Annotated in this window: 11 protein-coding genes; 3 read left to right on the top strand and 8 right to left on the bottom strand. The window is 47.0% G+C overall.

Annotated elements, in window-relative coordinates; translation table 11 throughout:
* Positions 1–89: 89 nt before the first annotated feature.
* From MYF79_RS21070 to MYF79_RS21040, 7 genes are all read right to left on the bottom strand, one after another.
* Positions 90–581, bottom strand: coding sequence for a hypothetical protein (locus MYF79_RS21070; RefSeq protein ID WP_247809819.1), 492 nt, complete (start codon positions 579–581; stop codon positions 90–92).
* Positions 582–591: 10 nt separating this feature from the next.
* On the bottom strand, positions 592–1746 hold the full coding sequence (locus MYF79_RS21065; protein ID WP_247809818.1) for a zinc-dependent alcohol dehydrogenase: 1155 nt from the start codon (positions 1744–1746) through the stop codon (positions 592–594).
* A 469-nt stretch (positions 1747–2215) separates the two neighbouring features.
* Positions 2216–3811: a GH39 family glycosyl hydrolase gene (locus tag MYF79_RS21060; protein ID WP_247809817.1), complete on the bottom strand. Its 1596-nt coding sequence runs from the start codon at positions 3809–3811 to the stop codon at positions 2216–2218.
* Between the two features lie 283 nt (positions 3812–4094).
* On the bottom strand, positions 4095–4949 hold the full coding sequence (locus tag MYF79_RS21055) for a hypothetical protein (RefSeq protein WP_247809816.1): 855 nt from the start codon (positions 4947–4949) through the stop codon (positions 4095–4097).
* Positions 4950–5001: 52 nt separating this feature from the next.
* Positions 5002–6594 carry a RagB/SusD family nutrient uptake outer membrane protein gene (locus tag MYF79_RS21050; RefSeq protein ID WP_247809815.1) on the bottom strand — a complete coding sequence of 531 codons (1593 nt, stop codon included), beginning with the start codon at positions 6592–6594 and terminating at the stop codon, positions 5002–5004.
* Between the two features lie 17 nt (positions 6595–6611).
* Positions 6612–9731 carry a SusC/RagA family TonB-linked outer membrane protein gene (locus tag MYF79_RS21045; RefSeq protein ID WP_247809814.1) on the bottom strand — a complete coding sequence of 1040 codons (3120 nt, stop codon included), beginning with the start codon at positions 9729–9731 and terminating at the stop codon, positions 6612–6614.
* A 521-nt stretch (positions 9732–10252) separates the two neighbouring features.
* Complete coding sequence (locus tag MYF79_RS21040) at positions 10253–14359, bottom strand: two-component regulator propeller domain-containing protein (protein ID WP_247809813.1); 4107 nt, start codon at positions 14357–14359, stop codon at positions 10253–10255.
* Between the two features lie 569 nt (positions 14360–14928).
* On the opposite strand from MYF79_RS21040, the gene MYF79_RS21035 reads away from it, so the two are divergent.
* Complete coding sequence (locus MYF79_RS21035) at positions 14929–15795, top strand: helix-turn-helix domain-containing protein (RefSeq protein ID WP_247809812.1); 867 nt, start codon at positions 14929–14931, stop codon at positions 15793–15795.
* 34 nt (positions 15796–15829) lie between these two features.
* Here the strand turns inward: MYF79_RS21035 and MYF79_RS21030 are convergent, their stop codons facing one another.
* Complete coding sequence (locus MYF79_RS21030) at positions 15830–16216, bottom strand: winged helix-turn-helix transcriptional regulator (RefSeq protein ID WP_247809810.1); 387 nt, start codon at positions 16214–16216, stop codon at positions 15830–15832.
* 121 nt (positions 16217–16337) lie between these two features.
* Here MYF79_RS21030 and MYF79_RS21025 point away from each other — a divergent pair, with 121 nt between their 5' ends.
* Both MYF79_RS21025 and MYF79_RS21020 read left to right on the top strand, forming a co-directional pair.
* Positions 16338–17414, top strand: coding sequence for a zinc-dependent alcohol dehydrogenase family protein (locus MYF79_RS21025; protein ID WP_247809808.1), 1077 nt, complete (start codon positions 16338–16340; stop codon positions 17412–17414).
* Between the two features lie 126 nt (positions 17415–17540).
* On the top strand, positions 17541–18779 hold the full coding sequence (locus MYF79_RS21020; RefSeq protein WP_247809806.1) for a hypothetical protein: 1239 nt from the start codon (positions 17541–17543) through the stop codon (positions 18777–18779).
* Positions 18780–18860 lie beyond the last annotated feature (81 nt).

Below are 18860 nucleotides of genomic sequence, written 5' to 3'. Positions count from 1 at the left end.
TGGTGGTCTTACATGAAGCCGATACCGGGATGGTATGAACGAAAAGAGGCTGCTCATTGCTGCTGAGGACAGCCTCTTTCCGCTGATAGTCAGCGTTTAGCGGCTTTTGACTTTCGGCATAACATCACAAGGGCAGCGGTAGCCAATGCTGTCAGGGCAATTTTCCTGATCATACCTGCACGGTTATATTTCCACTCCGCTTTCCAGCCTTTTTCTGCAAAAATATTGGGTATATGACCTTTTTTGATATCGTCAACGATCCCCTCTATGACATTCACCCGGTCGGCCACTAGTAATGGAAGCCAGTGACCATAACTGGATTCGCTGTATTTAAATGCAAACCGCCTGATATTGCCACTTAAGCCCGATGGAGGTACGGAGGTGCCATAAACTGCACTTAATCCCGGACGTTCGTTGGAGTGAAGCACCTCTACGGTAAGCGGTTGCAGCGCCGGTCGTTCCCAGTTCAATCGTTCGTGATCATCCCCCGTATATTTCTTTATGGGGTAGGTGGGCTCGTTCTTAGGGTCTGCATCTACTCCCCAGCCCTTTATATGCGAAAACTTGTTCTCCAGATCCATAACTTACAATTTATTGTCTTGCTGACGGTGGAATAAGAATTGGTTTAATACAGTCGTCCAGCTTTGCTGAAAAGATGTGATAAGCATCGGCTACTTCCTCCAGCGGTATACGATGTGAAATGATCGCCTTCGGATCAATGTATCCCGACCTGACATGCTCGATAAGGCGGGGCAGGAGGCGTTTTACGGAAGCCTGGTTTGCACGTATGGTGATGCCTTTGTTCACCACATTGCCGATGGGTATCAGGTTGTCTGTTGGCCCATATACCCCTACAATTGAGACGATACCGCCTTTTTTCACGGAGTTGATGGCCCAGTGCAGGGCAGTGGCGGAGCCGGCCTGCAACATCATTTTCCTTCCTGTAATTGTTTGCATGGCGTTGCCTGCAGCATCACCACCGACGGCGTCAATACAAACATCTGCGCCAAACCAGTCTGTTGCTCTTTTGAGGAAAATTACCGGGTCTTCCATCGAGCGGAAGTTATATGCTTCGCATTGTGCGTATTGCCGGACGAAGTCCAGGCGATATTCCAGGTGGTCAATGACGATGACCCTGCCGGCGCCAAAGAGCCATGCGCATTTTGCTGCCATAATTCCTACCGGTCCGGCCCCGAACACTACTACAGTATCACCCTTCTTAATGCCTCCCATTTCGGCGGCCTGGTAACCGGTAGGAACAACGTCTGTCAGTAACACTGCATCGTCAGCATGCATATCTTCCGGAATGACCACCGGCCCTACATCAGCATAAGGTACACGTACATATTCCGCCTGTCCGCCATCAAAGCCGCCGGCGGTATGAGAATAACCGTAGATGCCGCCCACAGCGGTGGCCTCAGGGTTGGACTCATGGCAGTTGCCATATAACTCCTGTTTACAGAAAGCACATTTGCCACAGGCAATGTTAAAGGGGACCAGTACTTTGTCGCCGACCTTGAGTTTTTGTACCCCCGGTCCGACAACTTCCACAATGCCAATAAACTCATGTCCGAATGTCGAACCTACACGTGTATCGGGTACAAGCCCATGATACAGGTGAAGATCTGATCCACATATACATGAGCGTAATACGCGCACTATCGCATCTTCGGGGTGCAATATTTCCGGCTCCGGTTTTTGTTCTGCACGAACCCTGAACGGCCCCCTGTAATTCATTGCAAGCATAAGCGTCTTTTAATGTTGACAATATTTTGCGGACTGTACACAAGATCAGCGCACAGTAATCAGGTTAAGCCGAAAAATGTGCCGGTTCCCGGTATACAGGGGAGATGCTGTTTGAGCCGGGTATAAAGTGAGGTTATAAGTCACACCGGCAAGACCTGATCGTCTATTTTAAACTACAAAAGAAGGATCTGTTGGGGCATGCAATGTCAGGCTAATGAATGCAGAGATTGTCAGTGACCGCAGGTAAGGCGGCATAGTGGAATGGCTCATGAGGCCGGAGATCTGTATTGCCTCATCATACCGGGAAGGACAGGTTATATACGGTTGAAAGCGTTGCGCATACCTGTCATCATGTATAAAAAGACGGCAATCGTCTTTGTGACCATTGCCGTCTCTTGCGGACAGGAAGCCTGGATCTTCCTGCTCAATGACTTTGGTGAGCCCGCACTACCTGTTTGAACCAGGTATATCAGAGGGCCTTCAGCTCGAGAAAGAAAACGTCGTTTTCCCGGATGTCCAGCTCTTTTGAGAAAGGAAGACCGTTCTTTATGGTAATGATCTCCCGGGACAAGGGAGATCCGTCGTTTTGTTTTTTTATCTGCTCCACCTGTTGCCTGTTAAGCTGCGAAGGTTTGCCCATCAGTAAATAATCGGAATACGCATCATTGCTCCGGTAACCCACTTTGTACACTTCAAGCGCATACATACCATCAGGAACATTGGAGAGGTTAACTTTTAGTTTCCCTTTCGGTTTCGATGGCAGGTCGCGGATATAATAATTTTGGTTATGCACTGAATCGCCGGGATGGGTGTTCGTGAAATCCCAGGCCAGTATCTGTGTATTGCCGGATGCGTCTTTGCAGGCCCAGGAAGCGGAGTCCTTATTCACCAGTTCAACATTTCCCAGCCGGTTCAGGAACTGGTAGGCATAAAATACCGGTTTATTGATCCCCTGGATGTTCAACATACCAAATCCACCGTGAAAAGGTGTGAACCTGGGCCCGGCCTCTTCGAAAATGTCAGTGAACACCCAATACGACATAGAATTGGCGGCATCGCCCACCTGCTTCAGTTTTTGCAGCACATATGCGGCTTCGTGATAGCTGTCGTGAATAGGATCGGAGGGTGTGTAGGATGCGCTCCATTCGGTATAGTGCAGTTCAAGGTCCGGGATGGGAGAAGCAGCGATCTCTTTGCGTGACTGAAGTACGTCGCCGCTTACACTCATGGGATTTTTGTCGAGCACTGTACCGGCATTGCCAAATTCATCCAGATAGCCCTGTTTTACGCCATAGGCGTGGGTGCTTATAAAATCTATTGCTACCTTATGCTGATGGCAGTAATCAATCAATTCACTTTCCCAGGCCGCGCCGGCAGTGGCAGGGCCACCCACACGATAGTCCTTATTTACCTTTTTGATAGCCTGCGCCGTGTATTGGTACAACTTAAAATAATCCTGCTGTGTACCTGACCAGAATCCGGGCGAAAGGTTTGGTTCGTTCCAGACTTCAAAATACCAGGTCTTTACTTCATCAGTGCCGTAACGTTCGGTAAAATGCTGTGCGAGGGCGCGGATCAGGGCGGACCATTTATCATAGTCCTTCGGCGGTGTTACATTGCCTCTCCACCAGAAAATGGTTTCATTGCCGCTGGCAAGTGATCCGGGCATGAATCCCAGTTCAACGAATGGTTTCATACCGATGCTTTGCAGGAAATCGAACAGTACATCGATATACATGAAATTATATTCCGGGTTACCATTTTTATCTTCTTTATAAACGGCCATGTCGTCGGTTAAAAGGCCATGCATCCGTATATACCGGAACCCACATTCTTTTTTTACATAAGCCAGTTGCTGTTGCCAGTCGGCCCTAAGGCCTTCATTGGCCCTGCCTGCGCCTACACATTCTTTGAACATCGTGTTCAAGGGGCCCTTTTGCTGACGAAAGTCAATATTGATCGTTCTTTCCGCTGTTTCAGCTTTCTTGCCGGTTTTGTTCTGGGCGAAAGTAAAACTTGCTGTAAGATAAGTAAGTGCTAATAAGACAATACTAGTTTTTTTCATTCTTTACCAGGCTATTTCTCTGTTATTACAATAAATCCCGGCCCTACATTTAAAGCAAGGCCAGGACCTGCAGCAAGCGGCTGCATATGTATATCTTCTATTGCAAGGCCCTGTAAGAGGCATTCATTGTTTCCTGATCTCCTACAGCATTATTGGCCTTGTTGATGATGCTAAAGCCTAACGCCATTATCAGCGAACCATACAGCATGCTTTTGTTGCAGGAATGTGGCTTACACTGTAGCTCTTTTAGCCAGTGCAAGCCAGCCATTCATTCCTGAACAGGTTATGGTTTTTTAACGTAATTATATACTAACAGGCAGGGGCCGTCGCAGGATGTTCTCAATACTGCGAACTGCATCGCGTTTTCTGTCAATGACAGCAACTTAATGTTTCCCCATGCGCCAACACATCCATCGCGGGATGCATCATGAAGCGGTGTAGCGCCGGATATGGTAAGCTTTTTCGTGTTGACATCGAGATAATAAGTACCATTTTCGGTGCCTCTCTCGGGTATCATGGCGTGCGTCACCTTAACAAACGGACCACCTTTCAGGCTGAAGGTCATGGTACCATAGTCTCCGTCGGGTAACAGCCATTTATTGTCGGCATATTTCGGATTCCAGTTCCAGCAATCGCCTCCCGGTTTGGTACATGCACCTCCCCAACCATTATCAGTACCATAGAAGAACAAAGGCCCGTCAAATGCCTGGGCCGTCATATCGAGTACCCAGGTCTTTTCCTGCCCGGGTCCTCCCGACAGCATGTTCCAGAAAGGATCGTTTACATAATTAAGGTTGTCTTTCGTTACATGAACAAGCACTGAATCCAGGTACACCAGGCCTCCGCCGGTAACCGCGCTGCGTTTAATGATATAGTCGCCCGTAAAGGCAAAATGTATCGTATCTGTCTGCCTGGACGATTTGCCTGTGCCAAAGTCCCACAGCGGCTCTATCTGGTCTGTGTGGTTGATCAGATATATGGTATTGCCCCCCGGATCGACTGTCAGGTCCTGTTTCACTTCCATGTTGATGGTGGATTTGTCAGGCATATCAGGCAGGTGATAGTCTTGTTTTGTGCAGGCTACTATATAGAACAGCGCAGGAAAAATCAACAGCGCTATATATTTAATGAATTTCATCGGTAGATATTTTAAATGTTTTCATTGTCCCTCTAAAAAACGGATACTGTTCTTACCATCCTTCATTTTGTTTCAGCGTCCCATTGGATAAAGTGATCTGTGAGTAAGGTATCTGCGATAGTCCCTTTGTTGCAGTTATCTGGGAGGCGCTGATGGTCTTTGTTACATTGACGCCGCCGCTTTCAAGTGTCACCGATTCCGCTATGGCGGAAGCTGCCACATTTACTCCCTGGCGCAGCAGGTCCCAGTAACGGATCCCTTCACCGGCAAATTCCAGCCTTCTTTCATTGAGGATATTAGCGGGATTGACAGGGATCTGAACAAAGCCGGAGCCAAGTGCCCTTTGACGTACTGCATCAAAATATTGCTGGGCATTGGGCGAACCCAATTCTGCCGCCATCAGGAGCACGTCGGCGTAGCGGATAGAAACATAATCTTCGTACTGGCTGATCATAAAGCTGGTGCCTCCCATTTTTTCCGCAAGGCTTTTGCCGGCAGAATCTGCCATGGGAGTATACTTCTTCACATAATAGCCTGTGTACTCACGCTGATCTTTCCTGTTCTGGAAATCGAGGCCTTCATCAGCAATGGATATAATGGAAGCGCTCTTTCTGGTGTCGCCGGCGGGGTAGGCGTTCCAAAGCTTCGCATTAACGGTACCAGCGCCCCAGCCAAGGCCATAGGGATAAATGGACTGAACGCGGATGCCTAACAGTACCATCCAATGATTGCCGTCAACATTGCCATTCCAGTCGCTTGTATACGTATACTTGATGGCAAAGACGGTTTCCTTATTGTCTTCTCCTGCATAGTTTTTCAGCGATGCAGCAGGCCAGAGTTCAGCAAAGTTGCTGATCAGGCCAAAGCCGCCGTTACTGATCACGTCTTCCAGGTAAGCCAGGGCCTGTGCTTTGGAAACGGCGCCCAGCAGATCTGGTTTATTATAATAGCCGGTATAGTAGAGGAATACGCGTCCCAGCAAGGATTCGGCTGCCCATTTTGTCACTCTTCCATGAGTGGAAGCTTCCTGCGCAGTATAACTGGTGGCGGGAAGATTTGCGGCAGCGAACTTCAGGTCTTCAGCAATGAGACTGTAAACACTGTCGGGAGTGGCCTGGGGAACGTTATCAGTTGTAGGTTTTGTAATCAAAGGGACATTCCCCCATAATCTTGCCATATCAAAATAGCAGTAGGCACGAATAAACCTTGTCTCTGCTTCATAGATGTTACGCAGGTCTTCCTTTCCTTTCCAGTTTACCTGGTCAAGATGTGTCAGCAGCATGTTGGCACGATATATCGCTTTATAATAGTTGCCCCAGTTGTCGCCGTATAGCGTCTGATCGGAAGGTGACCTCAGCTTGTCGAATTCGTCTACCATCTGGAGGCCGAGCCCGTCTGAAGCGCCGCCACCGCCATATAAATTGTCAGACATGATCTCTGCTGCAACAGGCAATGCGATGCCACCGGCCCATACGCGTTGCAGGCCGTCATATACGCCTACCAAAGCTTTATAGGCATCTGCCGGTGTTTTATAAAAGTTCTGCTCTGTGGCGGTTGTCACATCTTCTGTGTCAAGAAAGCTTTTCTTACACGCAAACAATGACAACAATGCGAGGAGCGGTATATATAATTTCAGATTCTTCATTTTCATTTCAATTTTTACTAAAAACGAATGTTTGCACCGATCATCATTGTTCTTGGCCTTGGATAGTACCCCAGGTCAACACCAGATGAAAATCCCTCGTTGTATCCTACTTCAGGATCCATTCCGTTATACTTTGAGAATGTGAATGCATTCAGCACAGCGCCATACAGCCTTACTTTGCCCAGATAGCTCTTTTTCGCCAATTGTGAAAAATCATAACCGAGTGTAATGGTGTTGATACGAAGGAAATCTCCTTTATGAATGTAGAGGTCAGAGAACTGCGTCCAGTTACGGTTGTCTTCAGTTACTCTCGGCAATTTGTTGGACGAACCTGGTCCATGCCAGCGTTCCAGCATAGCGGCGGAATAATTGTCTCTGGCGCCTGACTGGTTTCTCCATGACTGAACGATCTGGTTGCCGGCAACACCGGAAGCCTGTACTGAGAAGTCCCATCCTTTGTAGTCAAGGCCGATGCTAAAACCGAACGTAAAGTGCGGGTTTGGATCGCCAATCTGCGTTTTATCTTTGTCATCGATCACACCATCGCCATTCAGGTCTACGTATCGTACGTCTCCGGGTTGTGCATTCGGCTGCACGCGTCCACCGGCTTTGTTGACGTAGGAATTAACTTCCGCTTCGGTCTGGAAAATACCATCGGTCTTCAATCCCCAGAAATAGCCAACTGGATGGCCGTTTGCTGCCCTGTAGAACTCAAGGGCATTCGCATACAGCACATTGGTATTACCATGAATGATATGATCGTTGGTAGGAATATTCCCGATCCGGTTCTTGTTGTAGGCTCCGTTCAACCCGATTGAATAATTGAGGGACCTGCCTATTGTATTATGATAGGACAGTGCCAGTTCGACACCGGTATTCTTTACATCACCGCCATTGATCAGTGGTGCATCTGCTCCCGCTGTAGCCAGGATGGGGGCGGTAATTAACCAGTCTTTAGTCTTCTTGACATAGTAATCGAAAGTGACGTTCAACCGTTGTATGAGGGTGGCATCGAAGCCGATGTTCACCTGCTCTGAAGTTTCCCATTTAACATTGGGATTGGCTAAGCGGTTGGGATATGCGCCCTGTGTACTGGCGCCTTCGGCAGGCCCGAATATATAGGCAGCGTTTGTAAAGCTGATAGGAGAGAGGTATTGATATGCTGCCACATTCTGGTTGCCCACACGTCCCCAGCTGCCACGGAGCTTGAAGAAGTCCAGGCCATGTACATTGCTCATGAAACCTTCCCTTGTAGCTACCCATCCTGCCGATACGGAAGGAAAGTGTCCCCAGCGATGTTCAGGTGCGAAATTGGATGAGCCGTCGGCGCGGAAGGTGAGGCTCAACAGGTATTTCTCCCGGAAGTTATATTGTAAGCGGCCGAAATAGGAAACGAGCGCACTCTGAAAAGGACCTCCGCTTACTCCCATATATGGAGCGCCACGGTTTACATTCTGGGCAACAGAGAGATACGCATGCTGTAAGTCGGGCACACGCAGATCCCAGTTATACCCGCTCATGTTGGAACCATCGGTTTTTAAGGCAGAGCTGCCGGCCATCAGGCTGAAACTGTGGCCCCCGGCAATATTGAAATCATAGCTTAATAAGTTATCGAACTGGATGGTCTTACTCATGCCCATTGACTGGTTGACCTTAGAGGTATCGTTGAATGAGAAGATGGAAAGATGATACACAGGGGTATATCCACGGCCCTGATTACTGTTGTAATTCAAACCGAGACTGGTGCGGTACCTTAAGCCTTTAACAGGTTCTATTTGCAGGTATACATCCCCGAACAGCCCCTGGCTGCTGTTCCTGTTCTGGTTATTGTAATACATCACCGCATAAGGATTCGCCTGTGCATTGTCCCAGGCCCTGTCCGGGTGCCCGGGGTACCAGCCTAAATTATCGCCGGCGTAAAAGTCGCCGGTAGAATCATACATCGGCAGGAAAGGAGTAGCCTGGAAAGCAGCGCGCAATGAGTTATTGTACTGACCTCCAACGCCAATGCCGTGCGTATTCAGGTAGTTGAATGTCAGATGCTCACCCAGTTTAACAACATTCTGGTAGAGGGAGTGCTCTGAGTTTATCCGGAGCGTGTAACGTTCATAATTGGAGATGGCGGAGCCGCCTACAATTCCTCCCTGGTTGGTATATCCTAATGACAGCGAATAGGCGCTTCCTGCACCGCCTCCCTGTACACCTAATACGTAGTTCTGGGTAGGCACATTTTTTTGGAACATCTGGTCCATCCAGTTGGTGTTTACCGGCAGATTGTTGATCACATCATTAGTGAAATAAGGCGCTTTACCTGAGTTGACAGCTGCTTCATTCATCAGGATGGCATATTCTTTCGCATTCAGCAGCTGGGCCTTGTGTGCAACATTCTGCCAGCCGTAGTACGTATCGAGTGTAACCTGCGCTTTCTGGTTGTTCTTTCCTGTTCTTGTTGTCACAAGGATCACCCCATTGGCCGCCTGCGAGCCATAGATGGCAGCAGATGCGGCGTCTTTCAGCACGTCAATAGATTCGATGTCTGCAGGATTGAGATAACTGATATCTCCTGTCTGAATGCCATCCACAACATATAAAGGAGAAAAGTTACCGATCGTACCTTTACCGCGGATGATCACATTCATGGCCGAACCCGGTTGGCCGGAATAGGAGGTAAGCTGCACCCCCGGTGCCTGTCCCTGTAATGCCTGTAAGGCATTTGTGGTACTTTGCTTCTGGATATCGTCGCCCTTTACCTGGAGGTTGGCGCCGGTAACCAGCTTTTTCTTCTGAACACCGTAACCGATAACGATCACTCCCTCCATCTGGCTGATGGATTCCTGCAGCTGCACCTGTACATTGCCGGCGCCCGCTTTCAGCTCCTGGGAGGTATATCCCACAGAACTAATGACAAGTATATCGTTGGCTGATGCCTCAATAGAAAATTTTCCGGCATCATCTGTTGTTGCCAGGCGTTTAGTGTTTTTTACAGTAACTGTTGCGCCCTGAACGGGAGCAGCGGTACGCTGATTGAGAACGGCGCCGTTGATCTTTGCCGTTTGCGCAATAGCATTTGTGCTCAGCAGCACGGAAAAAAGCCCCCACAATAGTAATAGGTAAAGGCGAATTTTGGTTGACTTCATACTTGCTTGTTTAACTTGATTAATTGTCTGAACGGGGTCGCTGTCCGGACTAGCGTCCAGATTTGTTCATTGCCCACAGTGTTTCATTGTCCCGATAATTGCGGAAAATCAAAGAGGTAATGGCGACCGTCGTATCAATCGTAGAAAATTGACCTGCCGGCCGGTATAGGCGGGCTTATATGTCAATAAGTCATTAAAGAAAAGAAATAGCAAGCGCCTGCGTGGCAACAGTGGAATTATCATAATAAAGGCGTTTGGTGAGTTAATTAATATTGTAAAGCTATGTTTGTTACTTTAAAGTGTAGGGTGGCGAATGTTGCAGATGTTGGTCCCGATTGTTGCAATTACCTGTTTTACAGGTGTTTTAAGGCAACGAGGCTGGTTTTTTAGCATTGTCCTTTTATTACCGGCGGGCATGTTCATCTGTGCTCCCCGGAATATTGATACAGCGTTTAAGAAAGTGGACTGATATATGATCATGTTTGTTTAACTGTTGTTTTGACAGTTAATAGGAATAATGTTTAAGCGTCTTTTGAACCTTTATTTGTGACATACTGGGAAGGCAGCCGCTGGAATTCCTCCTTGAAAAACCGGGAGAAGTGTTTTGGATTATTGAAACCGACGGAATATGCGATTTCAGAAACAGACAAGCCGCTTTTTTCCAGCAACTGGGCTGCTCTTTTCAAGCGAATGGAGCGGATGAATTCTATAGGTGTCTTACCGGTAAGTGAAAGGATCTTTCTATATAAGGTGACACGGTTCATGCACATAGCGCTGCTCAGATCTTCGACGGAAAAGTCGGCATTATCCATATTTTTTTCTACCAGTTCCAGGGCTTCCCGCAGGAACTTTTCGTCAACCGGTGTCACTGTCACCTCTCCCGGATTTACTTCGATTTGTTTCTGGAAGCGCTTTTGCAGCATTTTTTGTTGCATCAGCAAATTCCTGATCCGTGAAGCCAGGATCTCAAAAGTGAAAGGCTTGGTCATGTAATCGTTTACCCCGACGTTAAAGCCCTCCAGTTGCTTTTCCTCGCTACCCCTGGCTGTAAGCAGAATGATGGGGATATGGGAGGTAAGCGTTTCAGCTTTCACCTTTTTGGCCAGTTCGATCCCGTCCATTACAGGCATCATAATGTCACTTACGATCAGGTCAGGATTGAGGGCCTTTAATTTCTCCCAGGCTTCCTTTCCATTGGTGGCTTCCTCAACATGGTATTGTACTTTCAGGTTGTCTTTCAGGTAAAAGCGCAGGTCCTCATTGTCTTCTACGACCAGGATCGTCTTTCTTTTACCATTCTTACTACCTGCCTCATGCATTAGGTCTGCTGCATCTTCCGGTTGCAGGGGGCCGGTACTGGTGCAGGTAAGAGGCTCGTAGATCTTTTTCGCAGGAAGCAGCACAGTAAAACAGGTGCCCTTGCCCGGCTCGCTTTCGACGTTGATGACCCCACAGTGAAGTTTCACAAACTCCTTTGTAATTGCCAGGCCGATGCCGGTTCCCTGGTTCACCATGTTCTCGGGCAGATCTGTCTGGAAAAATCGTTCAAAGATCCTTTCGTGTTTATCGGCAGGTATGCCGATCCCGGTATCTTTTACTTCTATGGCAAGAGTGCCGTTACTTTCGTTATTTACAGGTGGGGTGTACAGCAACCTGATACTGACTGTTCCGCCATCATGTGTATATTTAAAGGCGTTGGAAAGCAGGTTAAACAGGATTTTCTCCATTTTGTCCCTGTCAAAATACATCTCAAGCCGGTCGATGTCGGAAGAGAAAGAAAACCGGATCTTCTTTTTCTCGGCGATATCTGTAAATGACAGGCTGATGTCTTCACAGAAGGGGACGATGTCGCCGATGGAGGGGTGGAGTTTAATTTCCTGTACTTCCATCTTTCTGAAATCAAGCAGTTGGTTAACGAGGCTCAATAATCGCCTGGCGTTCCGTTGCACAAGATTTAATTGCTTTTTCTGCTCGTCGTCCGTAGCCTGTTTGATGATCTTATCCAAAGGTGAAATAATGAGGCTTAGCGGCGTACGGAACTCATGGCTCACGTTGGTGAAGAATTTCGTCTTCATTTGTTCAATGGCATGGGCTCTTTCCATTTCCCTCTTCTGCTGTTCCATTTCATAACGAAGGTGTATTCTGCCCAGTATGATGCGTCGTGCAAGCAGGAATAAGCCGGCAGCTGTTAACACGTAAATAACATATGCCAGTGGTGTTCGCCAGATGGGCGGTTCAATATTTATCGCTAAGGTTTTTATGGCACTCCATTGGCCATCGCTATTTAAGGCCTTTACCTTGAATACATAATGCCCCGGGTCGATATTGGTATAGGTAACCCGCCGCTGGTCGCCATTTGCATACAACCAGTCCGTATTAAACCCTTCCAGCATATAGGCATATTTATCCTGGGTACTGTGGGGAAAGTCGAGTGAGGCAAATTCAATAGAGAACACATTCTCCTTATATTTCAGATCCACTTCATGTACCTGCGGCAGTGCCTGCCGGAGTAGCATGCGGCCATTGACCTGGGTACCGGGCGCTATATCGTTGTTAAAGATCTGAAGGCCTGTAAAGACGATTTTCCGGCGGTAAGAAGATTGTTCAATTTTTCCCGGATCGATGATGTTGAAGCCGGATGGCCCACCGAAAAGCAATTCTCCGCTACGGGTTTTCAGCGCTGCGTTTTCATTGAACTCCCGGTTTTGGAGATTGTGCGTCTCATCATAGTTGACGACGAAAAGCCTGGGCGCATTTGCCTTTTGCCCGGGGATAGCACTACACAGGCCCCGGGGCGTAGACATCCATAACGTGTTGTTGTTATCTTCAATAATATTCAATATCATATTATCCGGCAAGCCATCGGCAGTAGTGAAAGACTGGAAATTTCCTGTCTGTTCATCAAATAAGTTCAATCCTTCCCTTGTTCCCACCCAGATCTGTCCCTTGCTATCCTCTATAATAGAGATGATATTGTTGTTACTTAAACTGTTTTTGGCATTTGTAGCGCGCAAAAAAGTGGAAGTAGTTTTATTCTTTTCGAAAATGGTTATTCCGTTGTCAGTACCTACCCACAGATTACCATGCCTGTCTTCCATGAAGGCAGTAATATAGTTAGAGCTCAGGGGCCCTGTTCCGTTCTCAAACTGATGATGCCGGAACCGGTTCGTTGTTCTGTCCAGCAGGTCAAGCCCGCCGCCTAAGGTACCAATCCATAAACGCTGTTCCCTGTCTTCAAATATTTCCCATACATTATCTTCCGATAAACTGAAAGTGTCTTTACTATCGTGTTTATACGGTGTGAATTTATTGCCATCAAAACTATTTAAACCACCGGTGTAGGTTCCGATCCAGAGGATACCTTTATGATCGATACACAGGCTTACTATTACGTTGTTGCTCAGGCTGTTCGGGTTGTTGGGATTATGCAGGTACTGTCTGAATGTATTGTTCCTTCTGTCAAAGTATATCAATCCGCCGCCATTGGTACCGATCCAGATATTCCCCTGTTTGTCTTCAACGAAACGGTTCACATCATCGTATGGGAGGCTGTTTAAATTGGATATTTCGTGACGATAACAGGGAAATCTTACCGTATTGCTATTGAAATAATTAAGTCCCTGTTTATAGGTGCCCAGCCAGATAACGCCATCATAGTCTTTATATAATACCCTGATGCTATTCTGGCTGAGACTTTTAGGGTCTTTAAGATCATTTAACAGGTAACTTGTGCGGAAATTGTCTTTTTTGTTAATGAGTGTAACTCCTCCGTAATCAGTTGCAATCCAGATAATGCCTTTTTTGTCCTGCACGATCTGGGTAACGAGGTTTGAGCTTAGCTTAGTTGGGGAGGAGCTTTCACTGAACCGCCTGATCGAATTATCTTTCGGATGAAAGAGAAATGCGCCATATGGGAAGCACCAGATCCAGACATCGCCGTCATTGTCCAATAGCAGGCTGTAGCTATTGTTCCCCGGGTTCAACTGGCGGAACACGGTGCTGGAGAAAGCAGTTTTATTGCCAGCGATGTCAGACTGCTGCAAAAAGCCGTCCTCGTATACCATCCATAGTTTTCCATCCTCTGTTTCCTGAACACCGGTTATTTTAGCCGCCGGATCGGGGGAGGGGCCCTGGTTGAATAGTCTTGTTTTTTTGTCCCTGTCTGAGAATAAATATAATCCGCCATCTTCGTACAGGAACCAATATCTTCCCTGACCGCCTTTCACTATATTTTTTATAAAACCCGGGGGCAGGCCAAGCGAGTGCAGATACGCGTTGCAGGCGGTATCGAATTTTTCTGTATGTGCATCATAAATGCAGGAGGCGCCTTTTGTCAATACCCACATCTTTCCATCAGGAAGAGGGTAGAGCCAGCGGATAAAGTTATCGCTGAGAGATGAGTTATCATTTGGTTGCCTGCGGAATACCCTGCAGGAATAGCCATCATAACGATTAAGCCCTGAAGACGTGCCAAACCACAAAAAGCCATCTGCATCCTTCAGGATGGTGTTCACCTGGTTACTGGAAAGGCCACTGTGTATATCAAGTTTGGAAAAATCGTATTGTTCACTTTGAGCTAAAACAGCGAGCGATATTAAATTTGCAAAAACGAAAATAAGAAAACGCATTACAGCAGATTTACCACAAGAAATCCATCCCTCCCTTTTAAGTTACTACTTTTTCAGGAATCTACACGCATATTTAGGTTCCAGGGAGTTTCGGCATAACGCACCCGGTGCGGAGCCTGACCGGAAAAATTATCTCATGTTGTAGGCTATCTATTCATAGCGTGGGTGAAGTCATCCGGGTTGTCTATTTTGATACTAAGGAGACAGGTTTGTGCATACATAGCCCCATCACCTTCTTCAGCCTGGTACCTGGCCCTAAAGTGCCTGCCTGACGGATCTGGTATCCCGGATATGGTCAGATGCTGCGTATGCCTTTAAATGATTCATATAGCGACTTAACGGGACCCATGGCCATTCATGCTTCAGGTAAAGGCGCTTATAAAAGGCAACCACGTCGTAGTAACATGAGGTATACAGAACAGGGCCCCGCAGGACCTGGTTTTTTAATAAAAAATATGATTTCATCTTCCAAAAATACCGATATCCCTTTTTTGCCTTTTGTCCTATATCGACAAAAAAGCTGTACTTTATCGATATTCAATCTTACTTTTGTTGTAACTACTATGAACATGAGTGGAGAACGCAAGTTCCCGGATTTCATTTTGCTGAACATTGGTCATGCCGTCCATAATGCGGACTGGAACTGGAAGAATGTATGCAGTCCTTTTACAAGGATACACCTCATAGAGAGCGGGACAGCCAAAATAATCCGGGGAGGCAGAACATATGAACTGAAGAAGGATCATTTATATCTTACACCTTCCTACATCGACCACGGATATGAATGTGAAGGTCCCCTGTCATTGTATTATATCCACATCTATGAGGAAATGGATGGCGGCCCCAGTATTTTTGACATGGTAGATTTTCCTGTAGAAATAGGTGCAGATCCGCTAACGATACAGCTGATACAACGCCTTGCCCTTATCAATCCGGATCGCAGGCTGCAGGTCTATGATCCCTGCTCGTATGACAATTCCACGACCCTCATTAAGAATATAGCTATTCACAAGACCATGCCCTTTGCTTTTGAAATGGAAGCACAGGGCATCATCAGGCAGGTCTTTTCCCGTTTCCTGGTCCATGCCTCCGAAAAGAAGCTGGATCTCGACAAGCGGATACTGAAATGCCTGCATCATATCCATACGAATATAGATAAGCCGATTAATATAGAAGATCTGGCTGCTTTATGTTTCCTTACAAAGGATCATTTTATCCGCCTGTTCAACAGGAATATGGGTCGTACACCCGGTAAATACATCAATCAAAAGAAAATTGAGAAGGCACAACAGATCATGCTGATAAGGGATCTGTCCATCAAAGACCTGGCATATAGCCTGGGGTTCGAGAATATCTCCTACTTTAACCGCCTGTTTAAAAAGATGACGGGAGAGAATCCGGGGAGTTACAGAAAGAACTGCCTGCAGGATCGGTAAGGCGGTTCCTGCCAAGCTGCAATAATGTTATCGGTTATTCATCTATATCGGTTATAATGCCTTGCTCTTCTTCTGCGAGCTCCATTCCCTGTATGCCATGCTGTTGCATCTGCGCCTGTCCCCAGAGACTGATCATTTCTATGGATGGAATAAGCTTGTACCCATTTTCGGTAAGGGCATATTCAACACGCGGTGGTATTTCGAGGTATACTTTTCGTGTGATCAGCTCATCTTCCTCCAGTTCACGCAATACCTGGGTGAGCATTTTTGGGGTAATGCCGGAAATGAAACGACGCAGTTGTCCATAACGTTTTACACCATCTTTCAAACTCCATAAAATACGGCCCTTGTATTTGCCGCCGATGCGTTGAAAGGCATAGTCAACAGGACATTTAGATTGAGGCGCTTTTATTTTCGTCATTTTAGCAAAATTTTGTTGCTGATTATCAACAATAGTATACAATTAGTGAGTAGGCTACTAAAAGGTGCATACTTGACTCAAATATACTGACTGCCCTAGATTTGCTGCATAAATATTTTTTATGGAAACAATGCAGCAACAATCCGCAGCCACAGTCATATACAACCGGGAAGCCCGCATGAAAAGCTATCATGTGCAGTATGGCGATGGCCTTGAATCGCTCTCGGTAAAAGAACATCCAATACCACAACCCGGACCTGAAGAGGTACTGCTACGCATACATGCCAACTCGCTTAGTTATCGTGACCTGATGATATTCAAAGGTAGTTATCCACTGCCTGTGAAGCCGGATGTCGTAGCGGTATCTGATGGCGCAGGTGAAGTAGTTGCTACGGGGGCTAATGTTACACGTACAAAACCGGGCGACCGTGTGGCGGTGCAAATGTTCCCCTACTGGACCGATGGTCCTTTTGCCCTTGAACATGCTGCACAGATCGGCGGTTCACTGGATGGATTATTAACGGAATATGCCATTGTGAGTGAAGAGGCCGTGGTTCATATCCCTGCGCATCTTTCATATGAAGAAGCAGCCACCTTACCCTGTGCCGCGCTTACAGCCTGGAATGCATTAACGGGCGGTAAGGCACTGCAGGCGGGGCAGACAGTATTAACGCTGGGTTCGGGAGGCGTATCACTTTTTGCAATTCAATTTGCAAAAATGATGGGGGCATTTGTTATTGCCACCACTTCTTCGGAAGAGAAAGCACAACGGTTAAAAGCATTGGGCGCTGATGACGTAATTAATTATCGCACAAGGCCCGACTGGCATGACAGGGTACGGGAATTAACAAATGGCCGTGGAGTCGATCAGATAGTTGAAGTTACAGGGGGGACGCTGGAGCAATCTATTCAATCTGTCGCTATTGAAGGACAGATCAATTTTGTTGGTCGCCTCGATGCTGGTGCGCAAACCATCAATATCAATATGCTCTTCCGGAGTTGTGCCTCTGTTCGTGTGGTAGCTGTAGGCAGCCGTGCACAGTTCATTGCTATGAATACTGCGATCGAAGCGAATCAGCTTCATCCTGTTATCGACAAAGTATTTCCATTTGAAGAAGCGGCTGACGCCTTCAGGTATCTGCAGGAAGGAAAGTATTTTGGTAAAGTGGTCATCAGCCAGCGGCATGTCAACCGGTAGATATCCTCTTCGGCGTTTTGAGGTTGGCCAGGCCGCTATATTTAAATTATTCCGTAAATTGTACATCCCGACTCGGCGTATACCTCAATATTTTCAATAATAACCAAACCTCAAAAATCCATTCTTATGAACAACACACAAACCAGGATCTATGCCGGAGGAGCATTTGCCTTCGGTCAGAACGGTGCCATTGAAGCGATTCAAACCGGCAACTATACTACACTCATCCTTTGGTCAGTCCATGTGAATGCAGAAGGGAACCTTATTTTTAACAATACCCCTTTCGTAACGAATGGCGTTTATTCGGAAGCGCAGCAAATGGATTTGCCTACCCGTCTGGCACAGCTGAAAAGCCAGGGGATCGGTATTATATTCTCTGTTGGCGCCGGTGGCACCAGCGATTTCCAGAACATCTCATCATTCGTAAAAGATGGCGTGCCCGGCCCCGGAAATCCCTTATACGATAATTTCAATGCATTGAAGCAGGCCATGGTTGCGGCCGGCGGAGATATTGATGCCATTGATTTCGATAATGAAGATTATATGGACGTCACCACCATGGTGAATTTCGGATTGATGTTAGGGAATATAGGGTACAATTCAGTTACATTCTGTCCATTCTACAATGATGATATATGGGACACTACCTTTCAGAACCTGATCAGTGAAAGAGGCAATAATTTTGTCAGTGCTATACACCTGCAATGCTATTCAGGCGGCAGGGGCAATGATCCTCAACAATGGGGACAGGTTATAGCAAGTATTAATCCCGGCACATTACTCATTCCCGGCCTGGGCGCCATGCAATCGAGCGGTTGGTGGCAGAATGGAGCACCGGGAAGTAATGTTGTGACAAAGCCCGGCGTTGCGATGTACGGCAATGGTGACTGGTCGGGCATGCTACGCCAGGGAACGTACAGCAGTCCAAATGAAGCAATGCAAAGCATGCTGGGAGGTGAGACCTTCTTTTTCTATTGCAACCAGACTATAGTACTTCCCACCGGCACTTTCCCGCCCAATACAGCTGTATTTTTTGGAGGAGCGCCCTGGTGGGGAAGTGCGCCACAATGTGAGGGATATGAGCTGAGCGGACAGTGTACGAATACCTACAATAACGGAGGTGCCTGCCCCGATGATATACAAGCCAGATTTAAAGACTGGGGCAGTAAACAATACCCTGTCAATGGCGGATTTATCTGGTTGTATGATTCAATAGTGGATTGCACATTGTCCACCTGCTGCAATGGGGTAAGTCAGAATAATACCGGATTATTGGCACTGGCCTACAGAAATGCAATTTACAATGGATTGAACGGAGAAAGTATAACCGGCAGACAACAGAAAGTAGCCAAGGCCCTGGAATAGGACTGATCTTAATAGCCGACCAGCTGTTGCTTTGTTTTCCGGGTAACAGCTGGTGGTTTTAGGGAATTCAGCTGTATCTTA

Origin of the sequence: Chitinophaga filiformis, from assembly GCF_023100805.1 — a bacterium.
Lineage (GTDB): Bacteria > Bacteroidota > Bacteroidia > Chitinophagales > Chitinophagaceae > Chitinophaga > Chitinophaga filiformis_B.
Note: the sequence above shows the minus strand (reverse complement) of the source record. Positions and strands in the feature narration are given on the sequence as shown.

Coding starts and splice junctions, on each gene's coding strand:
- MYF79_RS21050 (WP_247809815.1), bottom strand. CDS start 6,594: ATGAAGAATCTGAAATTATATATACCGCTCCTCGCATTGTTGTCATTG.
- MYF79_RS21060 (WP_247809817.1), bottom strand. CDS start 3,811: ATGAAAAAAACTAGTATTGTCTTATTAGCACTTACTTATCTTACAGCA.
- MYF79_RS21070 (WP_247809819.1), bottom strand. CDS start 581: ATGGATCTGGAGAACAAGTTTTCGCATATAAAGGGCTGGGGAGTAGAT.
- MYF79_RS21055 (WP_247809816.1), bottom strand. CDS start 4,949: ATGAAATTCATTAAATATATAGCGCTGTTGATTTTTCCTGCGCTGTTC.
- MYF79_RS21030 (WP_247809810.1), bottom strand. CDS start 16,216: ATGACGAAAATAAAAGCGCCTCAATCTAAATGTCCTGTTGACTATGCC.
- MYF79_RS21045 (WP_247809814.1), bottom strand. CDS start 9,731: ATGAAGTCAACCAAAATTCGCCTTTACCTATTACTATTGTGGGGGCTT.
- MYF79_RS21035 (WP_247809812.1), top strand. CDS start 14,929: ATGAGTGGAGAACGCAAGTTCCCGGATTTCATTTTGCTGAACATTGGT.
- MYF79_RS21040 (WP_247809813.1), bottom strand. CDS start 14,359: ATGCGTTTTCTTATTTTCGTTTTTGCAAATTTAATATCGCTCGCTGTT.
- MYF79_RS21020 (WP_247809806.1), top strand. CDS start 17,541: ATGAACAACACACAAACCAGGATCTATGCCGGAGGAGCATTTGCCTTC.
- MYF79_RS21065 (WP_247809818.1), bottom strand. CDS start 1,746: ATGCTTGCAATGAATTACAGGGGGCCGTTCAGGGTTCGTGCAGAACAA.
- MYF79_RS21025 (WP_247809808.1), top strand. CDS start 16,338: ATGGAAACAATGCAGCAACAATCCGCAGCCACAGTCATATACAACCGG.